The sequence below is a fragment of the Candidatus Roseilinea sp. NK_OTU-006 genome (assembly GCF_012931985.1).
Classification (GTDB): domain Bacteria; phylum Chloroflexota; class Anaerolineae; order J036; family Brachytrichaceae; genus JAAFGM01.
Window position 1 is genome coordinate 12,668 of the sequence record NZ_JAAFGM010000025.1, and the last position, 15,245, is coordinate 27,912.

Consider the following 15,245-nt stretch of genomic DNA (forward strand, 5'->3'; position numbering starts at 1 on the left):
CGAAGGTTCATCGAATGCGACCTGGCGGATTTTACTATGCGTATACAATTCAACGTATGTTGAACTATTCGGTTGCGGCTCAGTTGGAGACGATAAGCCTCGAATGGTTAGCCGAACGACTCAAAGTCTTAGCGGAGCCAAACCGCCTGCGCATCTTCAGCCTGTTGATGGATGGCGTGCGGTGCAACTGCGAACTCAGCGAGGCGCTGGCCATGCCGCCCAACTTGATCTCGCACCACCTGAGCAAGCTGCGCTCGGTTGGTTTGGTGGACGCAGAGCGCGACAAATCGGATCCGCGGTGGATTTACTACTCCATCAATCGCGCTGCGCTTGAGGCGCTCAACGCAGCGTTCGGCTCATTCTTCGCCCCCGACCGCATCCAGCCCCGATGGCTGACTGTGGGCCACAACACGCGATCTGCCGCCCCGAGTCGCAGGGCCTGACATGAAAAAGCTCAAACATTGAAGACGCATGAAACGCAAGGTGCTCTTTCTTTGCACGGGAAATTCCTGCCGTTCACAGATGGCCGAAGCAATCGTCAACGCGCGGCTCGGCGACACGTGGGAGGCAGTCAGCGCAGGGACGAAGCCTGCTGGCTACGTCCACCCCAAGGCGCTGGCGGTGCTGGCGGAAATCGGAATTCAGCATGAGGGTCGGTCGAAGCACACAGACGAGTTTCTGAACGCAGACTTCGACTTGGTCATTACCGTCTGCGATTCGGCAGCGGAGGAATGTCCTGTCTGGCCGGGAAAGGGGAAGCGCGTCCATTACAGCTTTCCCGATCCGGCGCTGACCGATGACATTGCCGAATTTCGCAAAGTGCGCGACGAAATCGAACGCGCGATTCTTCCATTACTGCGCAAGAACAGCGGGTGATTCGCTTCATCATCGTTCGCCTCGATGGGTCTTCAACCGGCGAAGCAAGTTGGAGATTGAATGAAGATTCTCATGTTTGGAGGTATGTATGTCTGAAACTGTTGTGCTCAAAGCGCCGGCGCAAAGCCTGCGCAAGCAACTGTCTTTCCTTGACCGTTACCTGACGCTGTGGATTTTCCTGGCGATGGCCGTGGGAGTCGGTATCGGCTTTCTGTTTCCGACGGAGGTTGAGCGATTCAATGGCGCAGTCTCGATCGGGACGACGAACATCCCGATCGCGATTGGGCTGATCCTGATGATGTATCCGCCGTTCACCAAGGTGAAGTACGAAGAGCTGAGCGATGTCTTCCGCAACAAGAAGGTGCTGTCGCTTTCGCTGATCCAGAACTGGATCATCGGCCCGCTGCTGATGTTCGCGCTTGCGGTGATCTTTCTGCGGGGCTACCCAGAGTACGCGGCCGGCTTGATCATGATCGGCTTGGCGCGCTGCATCGCGATGGTGATCGTGTGGAATGAACTGGCGCGCGGTGACACAGAATACGCAGCCGGCCTGGTGGCCTTCAACAGCGTCTTCCAAGTGCTGTTCTATAGCGCATACGCCTACATCTTCCTGACGGTTCTGCCCACCTGGTTCGGGTTGACGGCGGTCACGGTAGACATCACGATGGGGCAGATCGCCGAGAGCGTGTTCATTTACCTGGGCGTGCCATTCCTAGCCGGCTTTCTCACGCGCTTCATCCTGGTGCGCATGAGGAGCAAGGAGTGGTACTACAAGCACTTCGTCCCCAAGGTCAGCCCGCTAACGTTGGTTGCCCTGCTCTTCACGATCGTGGTCATGTTCTCGCTCAAGGGCAACCTCATCGTGCAAATTCCGCTGGACGTCGTGCGGATCGCCATCCCGCTTCTGCTCTACTTCGTGCTGATGTTCCTGATCTCGTTCTTTATAGGACATCGCCTCGGCGCAGACTACTCCAAGACGACCACGCTTTCTTTCACCGCCGCCAGCAACAACTTTGAACTGGCGATCGCGGTAGCCGTGGCGGTCTTCGGCATCAGCAGCGGCGCGGCGTTTGCCGCGGTCATCGGTCCGCTGGTGGAAGTGCCCGTGATGATCGGGTTGGTCAATGTGGCGTTCTGGCTCCAGAAACGCTGGTATCCACAGGCCGCATCCGCGCCGGCGATAGTCGCTGCAGCGCAAGAGGCCTGCCCGCCGAACGAAGCGCTGCTTCGCAAATAAGCACGCCCGGTGTTCACCTGCGCCCTTTTCCCAACCGACTTTTCTTCTTACGCAGATTCCATCCCGGCATGTCTGCCGGACCTGACATCCGCCGGCTTGCGCGAGGTGATCTTGCTGTAGGCGCTCAATCGTGAGCGCCTGGACGATTGGCGCGGGAGCCTGGGCGAGAATCTGGAGATCACCCTGGGACAGCGTGCACGCAAAGACCTGTTCGAGGAGTCGGGCGCGTCCTGCGCCTTTCCCGGTTTAGCGCACAATAGCGCCCATGCACCTCGTCGAGTCGCTGGAGGCCTTTCGCGTCGTCGTCCCGCTGCCGGAGCCGCTGTTCGTGTGGGGCAGGGTCATCACCGAGCGCGAGTTCGTCTTCGCCCGCGCGCAGGCCGGCGGGCAGACCGGCATCGGCTACGGTCTGGGCCGCGTCGCTGGCATCGTCGAGATCATCGAACGCCACCTCAAGCCGCTCGTCGTCGGCCGGCCCGCGCACGCCATCCGCCCAACGTGGGAGGCTGCGCGACGTGCCATGCGCATGATCGGCGAGGGCGGCGCATTCGCACGCGCGCTATCCATCGTGGACCTTGCTCTGTGGGACCTACACACTAAGCTGATAGGCGTGCCGATCTGGAAGCTGCTCGGCGGCGAACAGCGCGAGGTTCCGTGCATCGCCATCGCCGGCTACTACCAACCCGATAACCCGGTCGGCAAGGTGCGCCGCGACGCCGAGGCGCTGGCCGCCGCGGGTTACACCGGCTTCAAGCTACCCATCGGCGAAGATCGCGACCTGGACGTGCAGCGCGTGCGCGCCATGCGCGAGGTGGTGGGCAAAGACGCCCTCATCGGCGTGGACGCTTCGGGCACATTCGACTCGGTCAAGCAGGCGCTCGACGTCTGGCGGGCGCTCAAGCCGTTCGACATCGCCTTCTTGGAAGACCCTTTCCCCGCCGACCGTTGGTCGTTGGCGATCGCACTGGCGCAGCGCGGCGGGATGCCGGTCGCCTTTGGCGAGTCGCTCTCGGCGCCGGACGCGGTCCAAGCGCTTGGATCGCCCGCCGGCGTGGACATCGTTCGCCCCGATGTGACGCACCAAATGGGCCTGACCGGTTATCTGCAGGCCATCACCCCTGCGCTCGAAAGTCACAAAACGATCTTCCCCCATTACTTCCCTGACCTGCACGCGCCGCTGGTCGCTGCCCTTGGCGGGGCATGGGTGGAGGAATCGCCGGCCGAGGCGGATACGGTGGGCTTTCGTCTGCTGCGCGCCGAGCAGCCGCTCATCCGGTCCGGCATGTGGTGCGTCAACGAGCGACCCGGCTTTGGGATTGTTTGGGACGAAGACGCGCTGCAGCGCTTTCGTCGTCCGTAGCGACTCACGAAAGCAGGAAGCCGGCTTGCATCAGGTGCATGATGATCCGCGCGGCGCATCGTTCCGGCGACTCATGCACCGTGTCGAGCGTAATCTCCGGGCTGAGCGGTGGCTCGTAGGGGTCGTCCACGCCGGTAAAGCCTTTGATCTCGCCGCGGCGCGCCCGGGCGTACATCCCTTTGGCGTCGCGCTGCTCACAGACTTCGATCGGCGTATCCACAAACACCTCGATGAAGCGTCCCTCGCCGATCTCTTCGATCATGCGGCGCACGGCGTCGCGCGCGGCGCGATACGGGCTGATCGCTGCGCACACGGCCACGCCGTTGTGGCGCACCACCTCGCCGGCCACGAAGCCGATGCGCAAGATGTTCGTGTCGCGATCCTCGCGGCTGAATCCCAGCCCCTTCGACAAGTGCGTGCGCACCACGTCGCCGTCGAGCAGCGTCACCTGCCGGCCGCGCTCCATCAACATGGAAACCAACGCCTCGGCGACGGTGGACTTGCCGGCGCCGCTCAGGCCGGTGAACCATATACAGAAGCCTTGCTTGTGGCGCGGCGGGTAGATGCTCGCCAGGATGTCGGCCGTCTCCTTTCGCGTGAACCAAGTCGGCAGCGGTTTGCCCTTAGCTAAGAAGTCGCTGCGCACCTGGGTGCCGGAGATGGATGCAACGCGCGCGCCGGCCGGCACTTTGTCCAGCTCGACGTACTCATCGCGGTCCTCCAAATACACCAGCTCCTGAAAGGGGATCATCTGCACGCCGATCTCATCGGCGTAGCGCTGCACCAGCGCCTGCGCGTCGTATGGGCCATAGAACGGCTTGCCGGTGCTGTCGTTGCCGGGGCCGGCATGGTCGCGCCCGACGATGAAGTGCGTCGCGCCGTAGTTGCGGCGGATGATGGCATGCCACAGCGCCTCGCGCGGGCCGGCCATGCGCATCGCCAGCGGCAACAGGCTGAGCAGCGTGCTGCGCGGGTCGTAGTAGCTCTCCACCAACGTCTTGTAGATGCGCACGCGGCTATAGTGATCCACGTCGCCCGGCTTGGTCAGGCCGACGACGGGATGGATGAGCAAGCTGCCCCCCACGCTGGCCGCTGCGCGCTTGGTCAGCTCCTCGTGTGCGCGATGCAGCGGGTTGCGGGTCTGAAAGGCCACCACCCGCCGGTTCCCCATCCGAGCCAGCGCGGCGCGCACTTGGGCCGGCGTGCGCCGCAATTCGACGAAATCGTAGGCCTTGGGCAGGTTGATCACTTGAATCGGCCCGGAGATGTACACCTTGCCCCAACGCGCCATCTCCGACACAAGCGGATGGCGCGAGTCGGTCGTCCCCAGCACAGCGCTGGCTTCGACCGACGGATCCCACGTGAACGCTTCTTCGATGTGCATGATGGCCAGCGGATTGTTGCGCGCGTCGCGCAGCACAACCTGCCGGCCGAGCTGCGCCTGTTCCGCGTCCACCGGCAGCGTGATCGGGATTGGAAAGAGCGTGCCATCGCTCAGGCGCATTTCGCGCAACACACGCTCGTAATCGGCGCGGCCCATGAAGCGGTCGAGCGGTGAGAAGCCCCCCACGGCCAGCAACTCCAGATCGCACAGCGCGCGCGCCGAAAGCTGGATCGAAGGAAGATGTGTAGCCCGCTCGGTCAACCGCGCGCGTTCGTCGGCATCTTCGACGACGAGGTTGACCAGCCGGCCGCCATACGGTGAGATCAGTTGAGATTCGTCCATAAACGTATCGTTTGTTGGGAGATGAAGGCGTCGTCTTAATCTGCCGAACCGCCATAGGCCGGCGCTCAAAGCGTCAAACTGTAGGCGTCGATCAGCGCTTTGGCCCGCGCGATGAACTGTCCGATCGGCATCGCCTTGAGGTCCTCGCCGGTGCGCAAGCGCACTGCGACGGCTTCTGCTTGTATCTCTTTATCGCCCACGATGAGCATGTAGGGGATCTTCGCGCTTTGCGCTTTGCGGATTTTGTTCTGCATGCGGTCGGGGCCGTCATCCACCCGCGCGCGGATGCCGCACGCGCGCAGTTGCTTCTCCACGCTGCGGCAGTAGTCCACATGGCGATCGGCAATTGGGATGAGCACGGCCTGAACCGGCGCAAGCCACAGCGGGAAGGCGCCGGCAAAATGCTCAATTAGAAAGCCGATGAAGCGCTCGTGAGTGCCCAACGGGGCGCGGTGCAGGCACAACGGCGTCTTCTCCTGGCCGTCCTTGTCTGTGTAGGTCAGGTTGAAGCGAGGGGGCACGGCGAAGTCCACCTGGTTGGTTGCCAGGGTAAATTCGCGGCCGATGGCGCTGAAGATTTGCACGTCGATCTTCGGGCCGTAGAAAGCGGCTTCATCCTCGGCCTCGTAGAACGGCACGTTGCCATCACGCATAGCGCGCCGCACCATATCCTCCGTCTTCAACCAGAGCGGCTTGTGGTCCACGTACTTCTTGCCCAAACCCTCGTCGCTGTGCAGGCTGAGGCGCATGACATACTTCTCGATGCCGAAGATCTTGAAGTATTTCAAGTACAAATTGATCACGCCGAGGAATTCGCTCTCGAATTGCTCTTCGCTGCAGTAAATGTGCGCATCGTTCATCTGCATAGAGCGCACGCGCATCAAGCCGAACAGCTCGCCGCTCTGTTCGTAGCGATAGCATGTCCCGTACTCCGCCAATCGGAGCGGCAGGTCGCGGTAGCTGCGCGGCTTGGCGGCATAGATTTTGTGGTGGAACGGGCAGTTCATTGGCTTTAGGTAGTATTTCTGACCGTCCTCCAGCACCATGGGCGGGTACATGCTCTCGGCGTAATACGGCAGATGGCCGCTGCGTAGGAAGAGGTCTTCTTTGGTCACGTGCGGCGTCTTCACGCGCTCGTAGCCGGCTTCTTCTTCCATCTTTTTGGCCAGCGCTTCGAGCTGTTCGATGATGGCGCCGCCATTGGGCAGCCACAGCGGCAGGCCCGGACCGACTTCATCGTCAAAGAGGAAGATCTCCAGTTCCGCGCCCAGCTTGCGGTGGTCGCGCTTACGCGCCTCTTCCTGCATGCGCAGGTACGCCTGCAGCTCTTCCGGCGTGTAAAAGGCCAAGCCATAGATGCGCTGCAGCATCGGCCGGCGCTCGTCGCCGCGCCAGTATGCGCCGCTGCTCTGCGAGAGCTTGAAGGCGTTCGGGTTGATCTGGCGCGTGTTCTCCACGTGTGGCCCGCGGCACAGGTCGGTGAAGGTGTCCTGGGTGTAGACGGTGATCACCTGTGCCCCGCGACTGCCCCCGGCTGAGTCAGACGGCGAAAGCCGGTCATCGGTTTTCTCGCCCATCTCATCCGCCATCCCTTGCGCCAGACCGTCAATCAGCTCCAGCTTGAATGGGTTGGACTTGAACAGCTCGCGGGCCTCGGCCTCGCTCACTTCGCGACGCGTGAAGTCCACATGCTTGTTCACGATCTCGCGCATGCGCGCTTCGATCCGCGCCAGGTCTTCGGGCGTGAACGGATTGGGCACGTAGAAGTCGTAGTAGAAACCGTTCTCTACCGGCGGGCCGATGGTCGGCTTGGCTTCGGGGAAGAGTTCGGTCACTGCTTGCGCCAGCACGTGCGCCAGCGAGTGGCGCAGCTTGTAGAGCGACAAGGGCATGGATTTGCCTTTGCCGTAAGCGATCCTTTCTTCTGAAGGCGAGTTCACTGCTGGTGAAATGTCCATCGTTGCTCTAGCGATTTGGGTTCAGCACGGCGCGCCCAAACGAAAACGCCTCTGGCCTGCCATGGGGCGAGAGGCGTTCGGTCTCGCGGTTCCACCCACCTTCTGGCCGTCCGCGTTAGTCGTCCATGCAGCCGACTGACTGCGAGCGAGCCGCTCATCGGTCGCGCTAACGGGCGAATCCCGGCTGGCCTTGCTGGCTCGGCCAACGCTCGCGGAGGGTGCTGCTGCGCCGCCGGCTGCCATCACTCACACCTGACGATGGCTCGCTGAGAGCTGCGCTGCGCAGTGCATGTTCCGCTCGTCGCTTTAGCCTACTGCGACGGCAATTATACGCGCCCCCTCAATCGTCGAGCAGATGATTATCTCTAAATACCCCTGAAGCCCCTTTTGGGGATAGATGAGGTCGTCTCGAATTCGTTCGTTTGCGCCTTCACGCTCTGAATAGGCCCGGCTGGGCGGCCAGATTGCCGTCGCCCCAATCTGGCAGCGGCGGTAATGTGCGCAATCGTTCCCTGACGAAATCGTAAAAGAGGCGAGCAAGCACAGGCGCGTAGGTGTCATCCGGGTGATGGCAGAGGAAGTAGACGTCCTCATCGCCGGCGAGCCAATTCGCCACACGAGAGGCCCACTCGGCCAACCAGGCCCGGTTTGCCGCCAAGTCGGGGTGCCCGACATAGCGCACGAAGGCGAACGCCGCCGTGCGTGTGGCGCGCATGGGCAAACGCGGCTTGCGTGCTTGGGCCTCTGCTACTTCCGGACTGGATGGTGGTGCGCTGAATAAAGGTGCTGTGTCGAAGGTACAGCGGGCCACGCCAGATTGCCGCAACAACGCATCAAAATCGGCCTCGGCCACGCCGAAAAAGTCGGCGTGGCGCGGCTCGACAGCAAGTTGCAGATCGGCCGGCCAGGCGGCCAGCCAAGCGCTGAGCGCGTCCAGATGTGCTGCATCGAACGACGGCGGCAATTGCAAGAAAGCGGGCCCTCGGCGCTCGCCCAGCAAGCGCAGGCGGTCGGCAAATGCGGCGGTGTCGGCCTCGCATCGGCGCAACCGCTTGTGATGGCTAATGGACCGCGGGACCTTGAGGCAGAACTGGAATCCAGGTGGCGTGGCGTCGCGCCAGCGCGCGATGGTGTCCGCATCCGGCAGCGCGTAGAACGTGGTGTTGCCCTCCACCGCGTTCAGGCGCCGGCTATACGTCGCCAGGAAGTCCTTCGGCTTCGTGCCTTTCGGGAAGAAGTGGCCCACCCACGTCTTCAACCCCCACATCGGGCAACCCAAGTACAACGCCATAGGCAACGCTCACAAGGGGCAGATGATGCCCTGGGCGCACGCGCGCGATGCACCTACGCGCTGGGAGCGGCCTGTCGCCGTCGCTCCCCATGGGCGCAGGCTACGCAACCACCGGAAGTTCCGCTTGTGCGCGTTCGATCTCGCTCTGCGGCAACTCGTAGTCCTCGATCTTGCCGGCCAAGTAACGCTCATAGGCCGATAGGTCGAAGTGGCCGTGGCCGCACAGGTTGAAAGCGATCACCCGGCTGACGCCTTCCTCGCGGCAGCGGATCGCCTCGTCGATCGCGCCGCGAACGGCGTGGGCAGCCTCCGGCGCGGGCAGGATGCCTTCTGTGCGCGCGAAGAGCACGCCGGCCTCGAACGTGGCGCGCTGCTGCACTGCGCGCGCTTCAATCACCCCATGCCGGTACAGCTCGCATACGCTCGACGCCATGCCGTGATAGCGCAAGCCGCCGGCGTGGATCGGCGCGGGGATGAAGCTATGGCCAAGCGTGTACATCTTCAGCAGGGGGGTCATCATGCTGGTGTCGCCGAAATCGTAGGCGTACACGCCACGGGTGAGCGAAGGCGCCGCTGCCGGCTCGATGGCGATCACGCGCAGGTTGGGCGCTTGGCCGGTCAGCTTGTCGCCGATGAACGGATAAGAGAAGCCGGCGAAGTTGCTGCCGCCGCCGACACAGCCGACTAACACATCGGGATACACGCCGGCCATCTCCAGTTGTCGCTTGGCCTCCAGCCCGATCACGCTCTGATGCATCAACACGTGGTTGAGCACCGAGCCGAGCGCGTATTTCGTCGGCGTCGGGTGGGTCACGGCATCCTCCACAGCTTCGCTAATGGCAATGCCGAGCGAACCGGTGTTGTTCGGGTCCCTGGCCAGAATGGCGCGCCCGGCGTTGGTGTCCTCGCTGGGCGAAGCGACGACTTTCGCGCCCCAGGTCTCCATCAACGCGCGCCGGTAGGGCTTCTGCTCGTAGCTCACCTTGACCATGTACACCTTCAGCTCGATGTTGAAGAGTTGACAGGCCAACGCCAGCGCGCTGCCCCACTGGCCGGCGCCGGTTTCGGTGGTGATGCGCTTGGTGCCGGCTTCCTTGTTGTAGAAAGCCTGGGCGACAGCCGTGTTGGGCTTGTGACTGCCGGCCGGGCTGACGCCTTCGTATTTGTAGAAGATCTTCGCCGGCGTCTGTAGCGCCTTCTCCAGGCGATGTGCGCGATACAGCGGCGTCGGGCGCCAGAGCCTGTATACATCGCGCACCGGCTCGGGGATCTCCACCCACCGTTCACGCGATACCTCTTGCTGGATGAGCGCCATGGGAAAGAGCGGCGCGAGGTCGTCCGGGCCGACCGGCCGTTTGGTGCCGGGGTGCAGTACCGGCGGCAGCTCGAACGGCAGATCGGCTTGAATGTTGTACCAGGCAGTGGGAATGTCGCTCTCAGCGAGGAGGAACTTCGTTTGATCGGCCATGCGCCGAGTTTTAGCAGAGAACGCAGGGCGCGCAACTCTGCTGCTCAACGAGGCACTGGCTTCTGTTGAGAAGACCAGTGCCTCCCATAGCAGGCGCTATGTTTTTTCGGCCTTGGATTGGGGCTTGGCGGGCGCTTTGGACTCTGACTCCGCCTTGCCGTCGGTCGAGCTTGACTCGGTCTCGCTGTGCTTCGTCTCTACCGAATGCTTGGCCTTGTCGCTCTTGCTGTCGGTGATATACCAGCCGCTGCCCTTGAACGTGACGGCCACCTGGCTCACCACGCGATAGACGCTGCGTTTGCCGCATTTCGGGCAGCGCTTGATCGGTTCATCGGTGAACTTCTGCTGCTTCTCAAATTCGAAGCCGCAATCGGGACAAGCGTACTGATACACGGGCATAGCGCTCGGATTATAGCGGGTCATGCCGGTCGGGCTGCTATATCTGCAGGGGCGGGGCAGGGGGAGTGGCAGGGCACGCCCGTGCCTACCCGCTCGAAGTGCGCCTCAACCATGAACGGCCCGACTGGTTCGGATCGGTTGCGCTCACGCGCGCTTGAGCGTGACAAGCGCCGGCACCCGGTCGAACATCCAAAAGCCGAATGGCAGGCCGATGATCGTCATGCACAACGCGTAGGCCACCACAATCCAGAGGGCGCTCACCCACCATCCGATCAACACAAAGTAGATGGCGCGGATGAAGAAATTGACCTGCGGCGCATCGCTTACCCAACCCTGGGGTGATACCTGCACCAGCCGCCGGCCGCGCAGCGCCATGATCTGTGGCACGTGGTTCAGCATCGCTGCGCCCAGCGGCAGGCCGACGATGGTGAGGCACAACACCCAGGCCACAACGACCCAGAGCGCGCCCAGCCACCACCCGACGAATGCAAACCAGAGAATTTGCAGCACACAACCCGGGCGGTTGGTCTGCTCGTACACGACGGGTCGAGCCATGTTGCTATCCTCCACTCCCGATCACCCATGTTCAGCCTTTGGTTGCACAATGCCGCGCTGATAAGCTGCTGCGCGCGATTATAGGGGGCGCGCGCCCAGCGACGACCTCCTCGAGCCGCGCCCTCTTTCGGCAGCAGCCAGGGAGTGGCGCCTTGCGTTCGCGCGCCTCGGCGGGCGCAGCGGCTGCCGGCTTGCGCCAATCCTTCAGCGCCGCTTCGATCCGCGCCATCTCACGCTGCGCTTCCGCTGAGGTGAATTTGCGGGCCGGTTGATTCAATCGGCCCGCCGAGCATCAAGCCGCTCGCGGAGCAGCGCGAGGATCGGCCGTCCCCGGCGCCGACGCCGTCTTCTTGCGCGATCGGCGCGGTTTGGACGCGCCGTTTTGTCGTGGATCGGGCGCGAGGGGTTGCGGCTGGGCAACCAGGGCCACGCGCAGCACCTCGTCCATTGTCGCGGCTTGAATCAGCGTCATATCGCGCTGAACCCGCCGGGGGACTTCCTCGAGATCTTTAGCGTTCTTCTTGGGCAGGATGAACGTGCGGATGCCGGCCCGGTGAGCCGCGAGCAGTTTCTCTTTGAGGCCGCCGATGGGCAACACGCGCCCGCGCAGCGTGATCTCGCCGGTCATCGCCACGTCGTGTCGCGTCGGGATCTTCGTCAGCGCCGAGATGAGCGCCGTCGCCATGGCGATGCCGGCGCTTGGCCCCTCTTTCGAGATCGCCCCCTCCGGCACATGAATATGAATGTCGTGTTTCTCGAACGTCTTCTTGGGGATGCCGAATTCGCGCGCGCGCGTGCGCGCGTAACTGAGCGCGGCCTTGGCGCTCTCTTGCATCACTTCGCCCAGTTGGCCGGTCAGCGTCAATTCTCCCTCGCCCTCCATGAGCGTCACCTCGATTTGCATCAAGTCGCCGCCGGCCTCATCCCATGCCACGCCGTTCGCCACGCCGATTTGGTCTTGCTCATCCACCTTGCCAAAATCAAACTGGGGCGGCCCGAGGAAACGATGCAGCATGCTCGGCGTGATGCGGTGCGCATGCGGTTTGCCCTCCGCGACGCGCCGCGCGATCTTGCGGCAGATGGTCGCGATGGCGCGATCGAGGTTGCGCACGCCGGCCTCATAGGTGTATTCGCGAATGATCTGTCGCAGCGCCTGGTCGCTGAAGGCGACCGGCTTATAGCTGTTGTTCCCCACTGCAAGGTCGAGGCCATTTTCGGCGATCTGTTTGGGCACCAAGAAGCGGCGCGCGATCTCCAGCTTTTCCTCCTCGACATAGCCGGTGAACTCGATCACCTCCAAGCGGTCGCGCAGCGCCGGCGGGATGTCATACAGATAGTTGGCCGTCGTCACCCACATGACCTGGCTCAGGTCATAGGGGATGTCGAGATAGTGGTCCTCGAACTCGAAGTTCTGCTCTGGGTCAAGCACCTCGAGCAAGGCGGCGCTGGGATCGCCGCGAAAGTCGCTGCCCAGCTTATCGATCTCGTCCAGCACGAACAGGGGGTTGATCGTGCCAGCGCGGCGCATGGTTTGCAGGATGCGCCCGGGCAGCGCCCCGACGTAGGTGCGGCGATGTCCGCGGATCTCGGCTTCATCATGCACGCCGCCCACCGACATGCGCACAAACCGGCGTCCGAGCGAATCGGCGATGCTGCGAGCGAGCGAAGTCTTGCCTGTGCCGGGCGGCCCAACGAAGCACAGAATGGGGCTGCGCGATAGGTTGCCCTTAAGTTTGCGCACGGCGATGTGTTCGAGGATGCGCTCCTTGGGCTTGGTCAGTCCGTAGTGGCGCTCGTCGAGGATGCGCGCAGCGCGCTTTACGTCCAGGATGTCCTCGCTGCGCTCCGTCCATGGCAGCGCCAGCAGCCACTCGACGTAGTCGCGCACCATGCTCACCTCGGGCGACGCGCTGTGGAGCTGTTCGAGCTTGTGGATCTCGCGTTCAACGCGTTCGCGCACTGCATCGGGCAGCGCTTTCTTCTCCAAGCGTTCGCGCAGAAGCTTGATCTCGCTCGCGCCAGCGTCTATCTCGCCCAGCTCGGTCTGAATCGAGCGCAGTTGCTCGCGCAGATAGTACTCGCGTTGGCTCTTGTCCACTTCGCTCTGCGCGCGCTCGTGAATGCGATCCTCCAGCTCTAACACGTCCAGCTCGCGGGCGAGGATGGTGCTCAGCTTCTGCAGACGGCTCAGCGGATCCACCGCTTCCAAGATGCTCTGGCGCGCGGCGACGTTGAGCGGCATGGTCTGCGCGATGAAATCGGCCAACCAACCCGGCTCGTGGATGTTCATCGCATAGACGAACGATTCCTCTGGGATGCGCTCGTTCAGCTCGACCACGTTGTCGAACAAGGTGAGCACCGCGCGCATCAGCGCCTCGGCAGCCGGCGACTGCGCCTGGGGTTCGTGCAGCACCTCGACGCGCGCCATCAGAAACGGCGTGGCCTGTAACCACTCCACCACCTTCACCCGCGCGCGCCCTTGCACGATCAAACTGGCCGACCCGTCCGGCAAATTCAACATGCGCCCGATGGCCACGGCTGCGCCGATCTCGTATAAGTCGGATGGGCGCGGATCTTCGACATCTGCCGACTGTTGCGCGATGGCGACGGCTAGGCCCAGCGAGCGCGCCACCTCGAGCGCGCGCAGCGATCGCTCGCGCCCGATCGTCAGCGGCATGACCGAGCGCGGATACACGACCAGGTCGCGCAGCGGTATGACCGGCGCCTCGAAGACATCCGGCAATGGCGCCTTGGCCTCGGCTTGTTGGAGCAACCCGTCGCCAAAACTGGCGCTGAGCAGCCAATCGTGCATTGGGGAAGTGAACGAACTTTTCATCGAAGCATCAGTCGAAAACCGGCAGCGTTTCGGCGCCCGTCAACTGCGCCCACCGGACGCGCGCCTCCCCGACAAAAGCGACGCTGCCAAAAATGCAAACGGGTTCATCCCCCTTTATAGCGACATCCAGCGCATCAGCCAAGCTGGGCAGCGCTACGGCGCGCGCGATATCCGCCTGGGCCGCGATCGCCAACAGGCGTTCGGCCGGGATGGCGCGCGGCGAGTTGGCTTGCTGTGAGAAAATCCATCGCGTCGCGCGCGGGTTGAGCGCCCTGATCATGCCCTCGGCGTCTTTATCCTTCAGCGTGCCGAAGATGAAGACCCAGCGGCGGCCTGGGAAGACCTCCGCCAGCGTCGCGCCCAGCTTGTTGGCGCTATCGAGGTTATGCGCGCCATCGGCCACCAGGGGGGGATCGGCCCGCAGGATCTGAAAGCGGCCCGGCCAGGCCGCCAGCCGCAACCCATCGCGCACTGCGCGCGCGCCGAAGTCGTGCGCGCCCGTGGCCAGCAGCGCATCGCGGATCACATCGATTGCGGCGATCACGGTCGTCGCGTTCTCGATCTGGTGCTTGCCCAGCAAGGCGATCTCATACCAGCCCTCCAGATCGTTGACGAACGGTTTCTCCTTGCTGCGGACCAGCGAGACCTTTTTGACTTCAAACGACTGTTTGATGAGCGAGAACGGCCCTGGCGTCCAACGCCAATGCCGTCCGACCACCGTGAGCGGCGCACTGCGTTCTTGCGCTGCGCGCTCGATCACCGCCATGGCGGCCGCCGGCTGTGACTGGCTGATCACGGGCACGCCCGGTTTAATGATGCCGGCCTTCTCCCCGGCAATCTCGCTCAGCGTGCTGCCGAGGATGTGTTGATGGTCATAGCTGATCGAGGTGATAATCGCCGCCTGCGGGGTGATCACATTGGTCGCATCGAGCCGACCGCCCAGACCGACTTCGATCACCGCCCAATCCACATCTTGGTGTGAGAAGTATAGAAAGCCCATAGCGGTGATCGCCTCGAAGGTGGTGAGGCCGGGCGCTGCTTCGGCCGCCTCTTTGACTTTCTGCGCGAGCGCGCCAACCGCCTCCGGCGCGATCAGCTCGCCGTTGACCTGAATGCGCTCGCGAAAGCTGCTCAGGTGCGGCGAGGTATAGAGGCCAACTTTCAAGCCGAGCTGCTTGAGGCACGACGCCATGAGCGCACACGTCGAGCCTTTGCCTTTCGTGCCGGCCACGTGGATCGTGCGATAGCGCTCCTGTGGGTTGCCCAGCCGAGCCAGCACGGCGCGCATCCGGTCGAGGTCCAGCGTCTCGTGCGTGTATGCGTCTATTGAAACGCGTTCGTAATTGGCGAGTGAATACAAATACTCCAGCGCTTCGGTGTAAAGCATGGCATCGGCGCAATCGCCGCGTTGGGTGTGTGCCCCCCATTGCGCACAGCCGACAAACGCCGAGCGATCGCTGACTTGAATCATATATCATTCGCGCATGGCGCCTTTCGCTTATGCGGCTGCCGGAGCAGGCATTGATGCCGGAAATGAAG

12 protein-coding genes are annotated in these 15,245 nt (G+C 63.0%); 4 read left to right on the forward strand and 8 right to left on the reverse strand.

Annotated elements, in window-relative coordinates:
- Positions 1–56: 56 nt before the first annotated feature.
- From GXH28_RS11975 to GXH28_RS11990, 4 genes are all read left to right on the forward strand, one after another.
- The gene (locus tag GXH28_RS11975) at positions 57–443 is read left to right on the forward strand and encodes an ArsR/SmtB family transcription factor (RefSeq protein ID WP_169239267.1); all 387 of its coding nucleotides are present in this window, start codon (positions 57–59) and stop codon (positions 441–443) included.
- 28 nt (positions 444–471) lie between these two features.
- Positions 472–876 (forward strand): arsenate reductase ArsC, encoded by a 405-nt coding sequence (locus GXH28_RS11980; RefSeq protein ID WP_169239268.1) that lies wholly within the window; start codon positions 472–474, stop codon positions 874–876.
- A gap of 88 nt (positions 877–964) precedes the next feature.
- Positions 965–2,113, forward strand: coding sequence for an ACR3 family arsenite efflux transporter (gene arsB / locus GXH28_RS11985; protein WP_169239269.1), 1,149 nt, complete (start codon positions 965–967; stop codon positions 2,111–2,113).
- A 265-nt stretch (positions 2,114–2,378) separates the two neighbouring features.
- Positions 2,379–3,473, forward strand: a complete 1,095-nt coding sequence (locus GXH28_RS11990) for a mandelate racemase/muconate lactonizing enzyme family protein (RefSeq protein WP_169239270.1) — start codon at positions 2,379–2,381, stop codon at positions 3,471–3,473.
- Between the two features lie 4 nt (positions 3,474–3,477).
- Here GXH28_RS11990 and GXH28_RS11995 read toward each other — a convergent pair whose 3' ends face one another.
- From GXH28_RS11995 to GXH28_RS12030, 8 genes are all read right to left on the reverse strand, one after another.
- On the reverse strand, positions 3,478–5,199 hold the full coding sequence (locus tag GXH28_RS11995) for a bifunctional sulfate adenylyltransferase/adenylylsulfate kinase (protein ID WP_169239271.1): 1,722 nt from the start codon (positions 5,197–5,199) through the stop codon (positions 3,478–3,480).
- Positions 5,200–5,264: 65 nt separating this feature from the next.
- Positions 5,265–7,157, reverse strand: a complete 1,893-nt coding sequence (gene thrS / locus GXH28_RS12000) for a threonine--tRNA ligase (protein ID WP_169239272.1) — start codon at positions 7,155–7,157, stop codon at positions 5,265–5,267.
- A 430-nt stretch (positions 7,158–7,587) separates the two neighbouring features.
- Positions 7,588–8,448 (reverse strand): DUF72 domain-containing protein, encoded by an 861-nt coding sequence (locus GXH28_RS12005; protein ID WP_169239273.1) that lies wholly within the window; start codon positions 8,446–8,448, stop codon positions 7,588–7,590.
- Between the two features lie 100 nt (positions 8,449–8,548).
- Positions 8,549–9,916: a TrpB-like pyridoxal phosphate-dependent enzyme gene (locus tag GXH28_RS12010; RefSeq protein ID WP_169239274.1), complete on the reverse strand. Its 1,368-nt coding sequence runs from the start codon at positions 9,914–9,916 to the stop codon at positions 8,549–8,551.
- Between the two features lie 96 nt (positions 9,917–10,012).
- The gene (locus GXH28_RS12015) at positions 10,013–10,315 is read right to left on the reverse strand and encodes an FmdB family zinc ribbon protein (RefSeq protein WP_169239275.1); all 303 of its coding nucleotides are present in this window, start codon (positions 10,313–10,315) and stop codon (positions 10,013–10,015) included.
- A gap of 144 nt (positions 10,316–10,459) precedes the next feature.
- Entirely contained in the window at positions 10,460–10,870 is a 411-nt protein-coding gene (locus GXH28_RS12020) for a YccF domain-containing protein (protein WP_169239276.1), read from the reverse strand.
- Between the two features lie 292 nt (positions 10,871–11,162).
- A complete protein-coding gene (gene lon / locus GXH28_RS12025; RefSeq protein ID WP_169239293.1) occupies positions 11,163–13,682 on the reverse strand; it encodes an endopeptidase La in 2,520 nt (839 codons plus the stop codon).
- Between the two features lie 31 nt (positions 13,683–13,713).
- Positions 13,714–15,177: a bifunctional folylpolyglutamate synthase/dihydrofolate synthase gene (locus GXH28_RS12030; protein ID WP_169239277.1), complete on the reverse strand. Its 1,464-nt coding sequence runs from the start codon at positions 15,175–15,177 to the stop codon at positions 13,714–13,716.
- Positions 15,178–15,245: the final 68 nt, after the last annotated feature.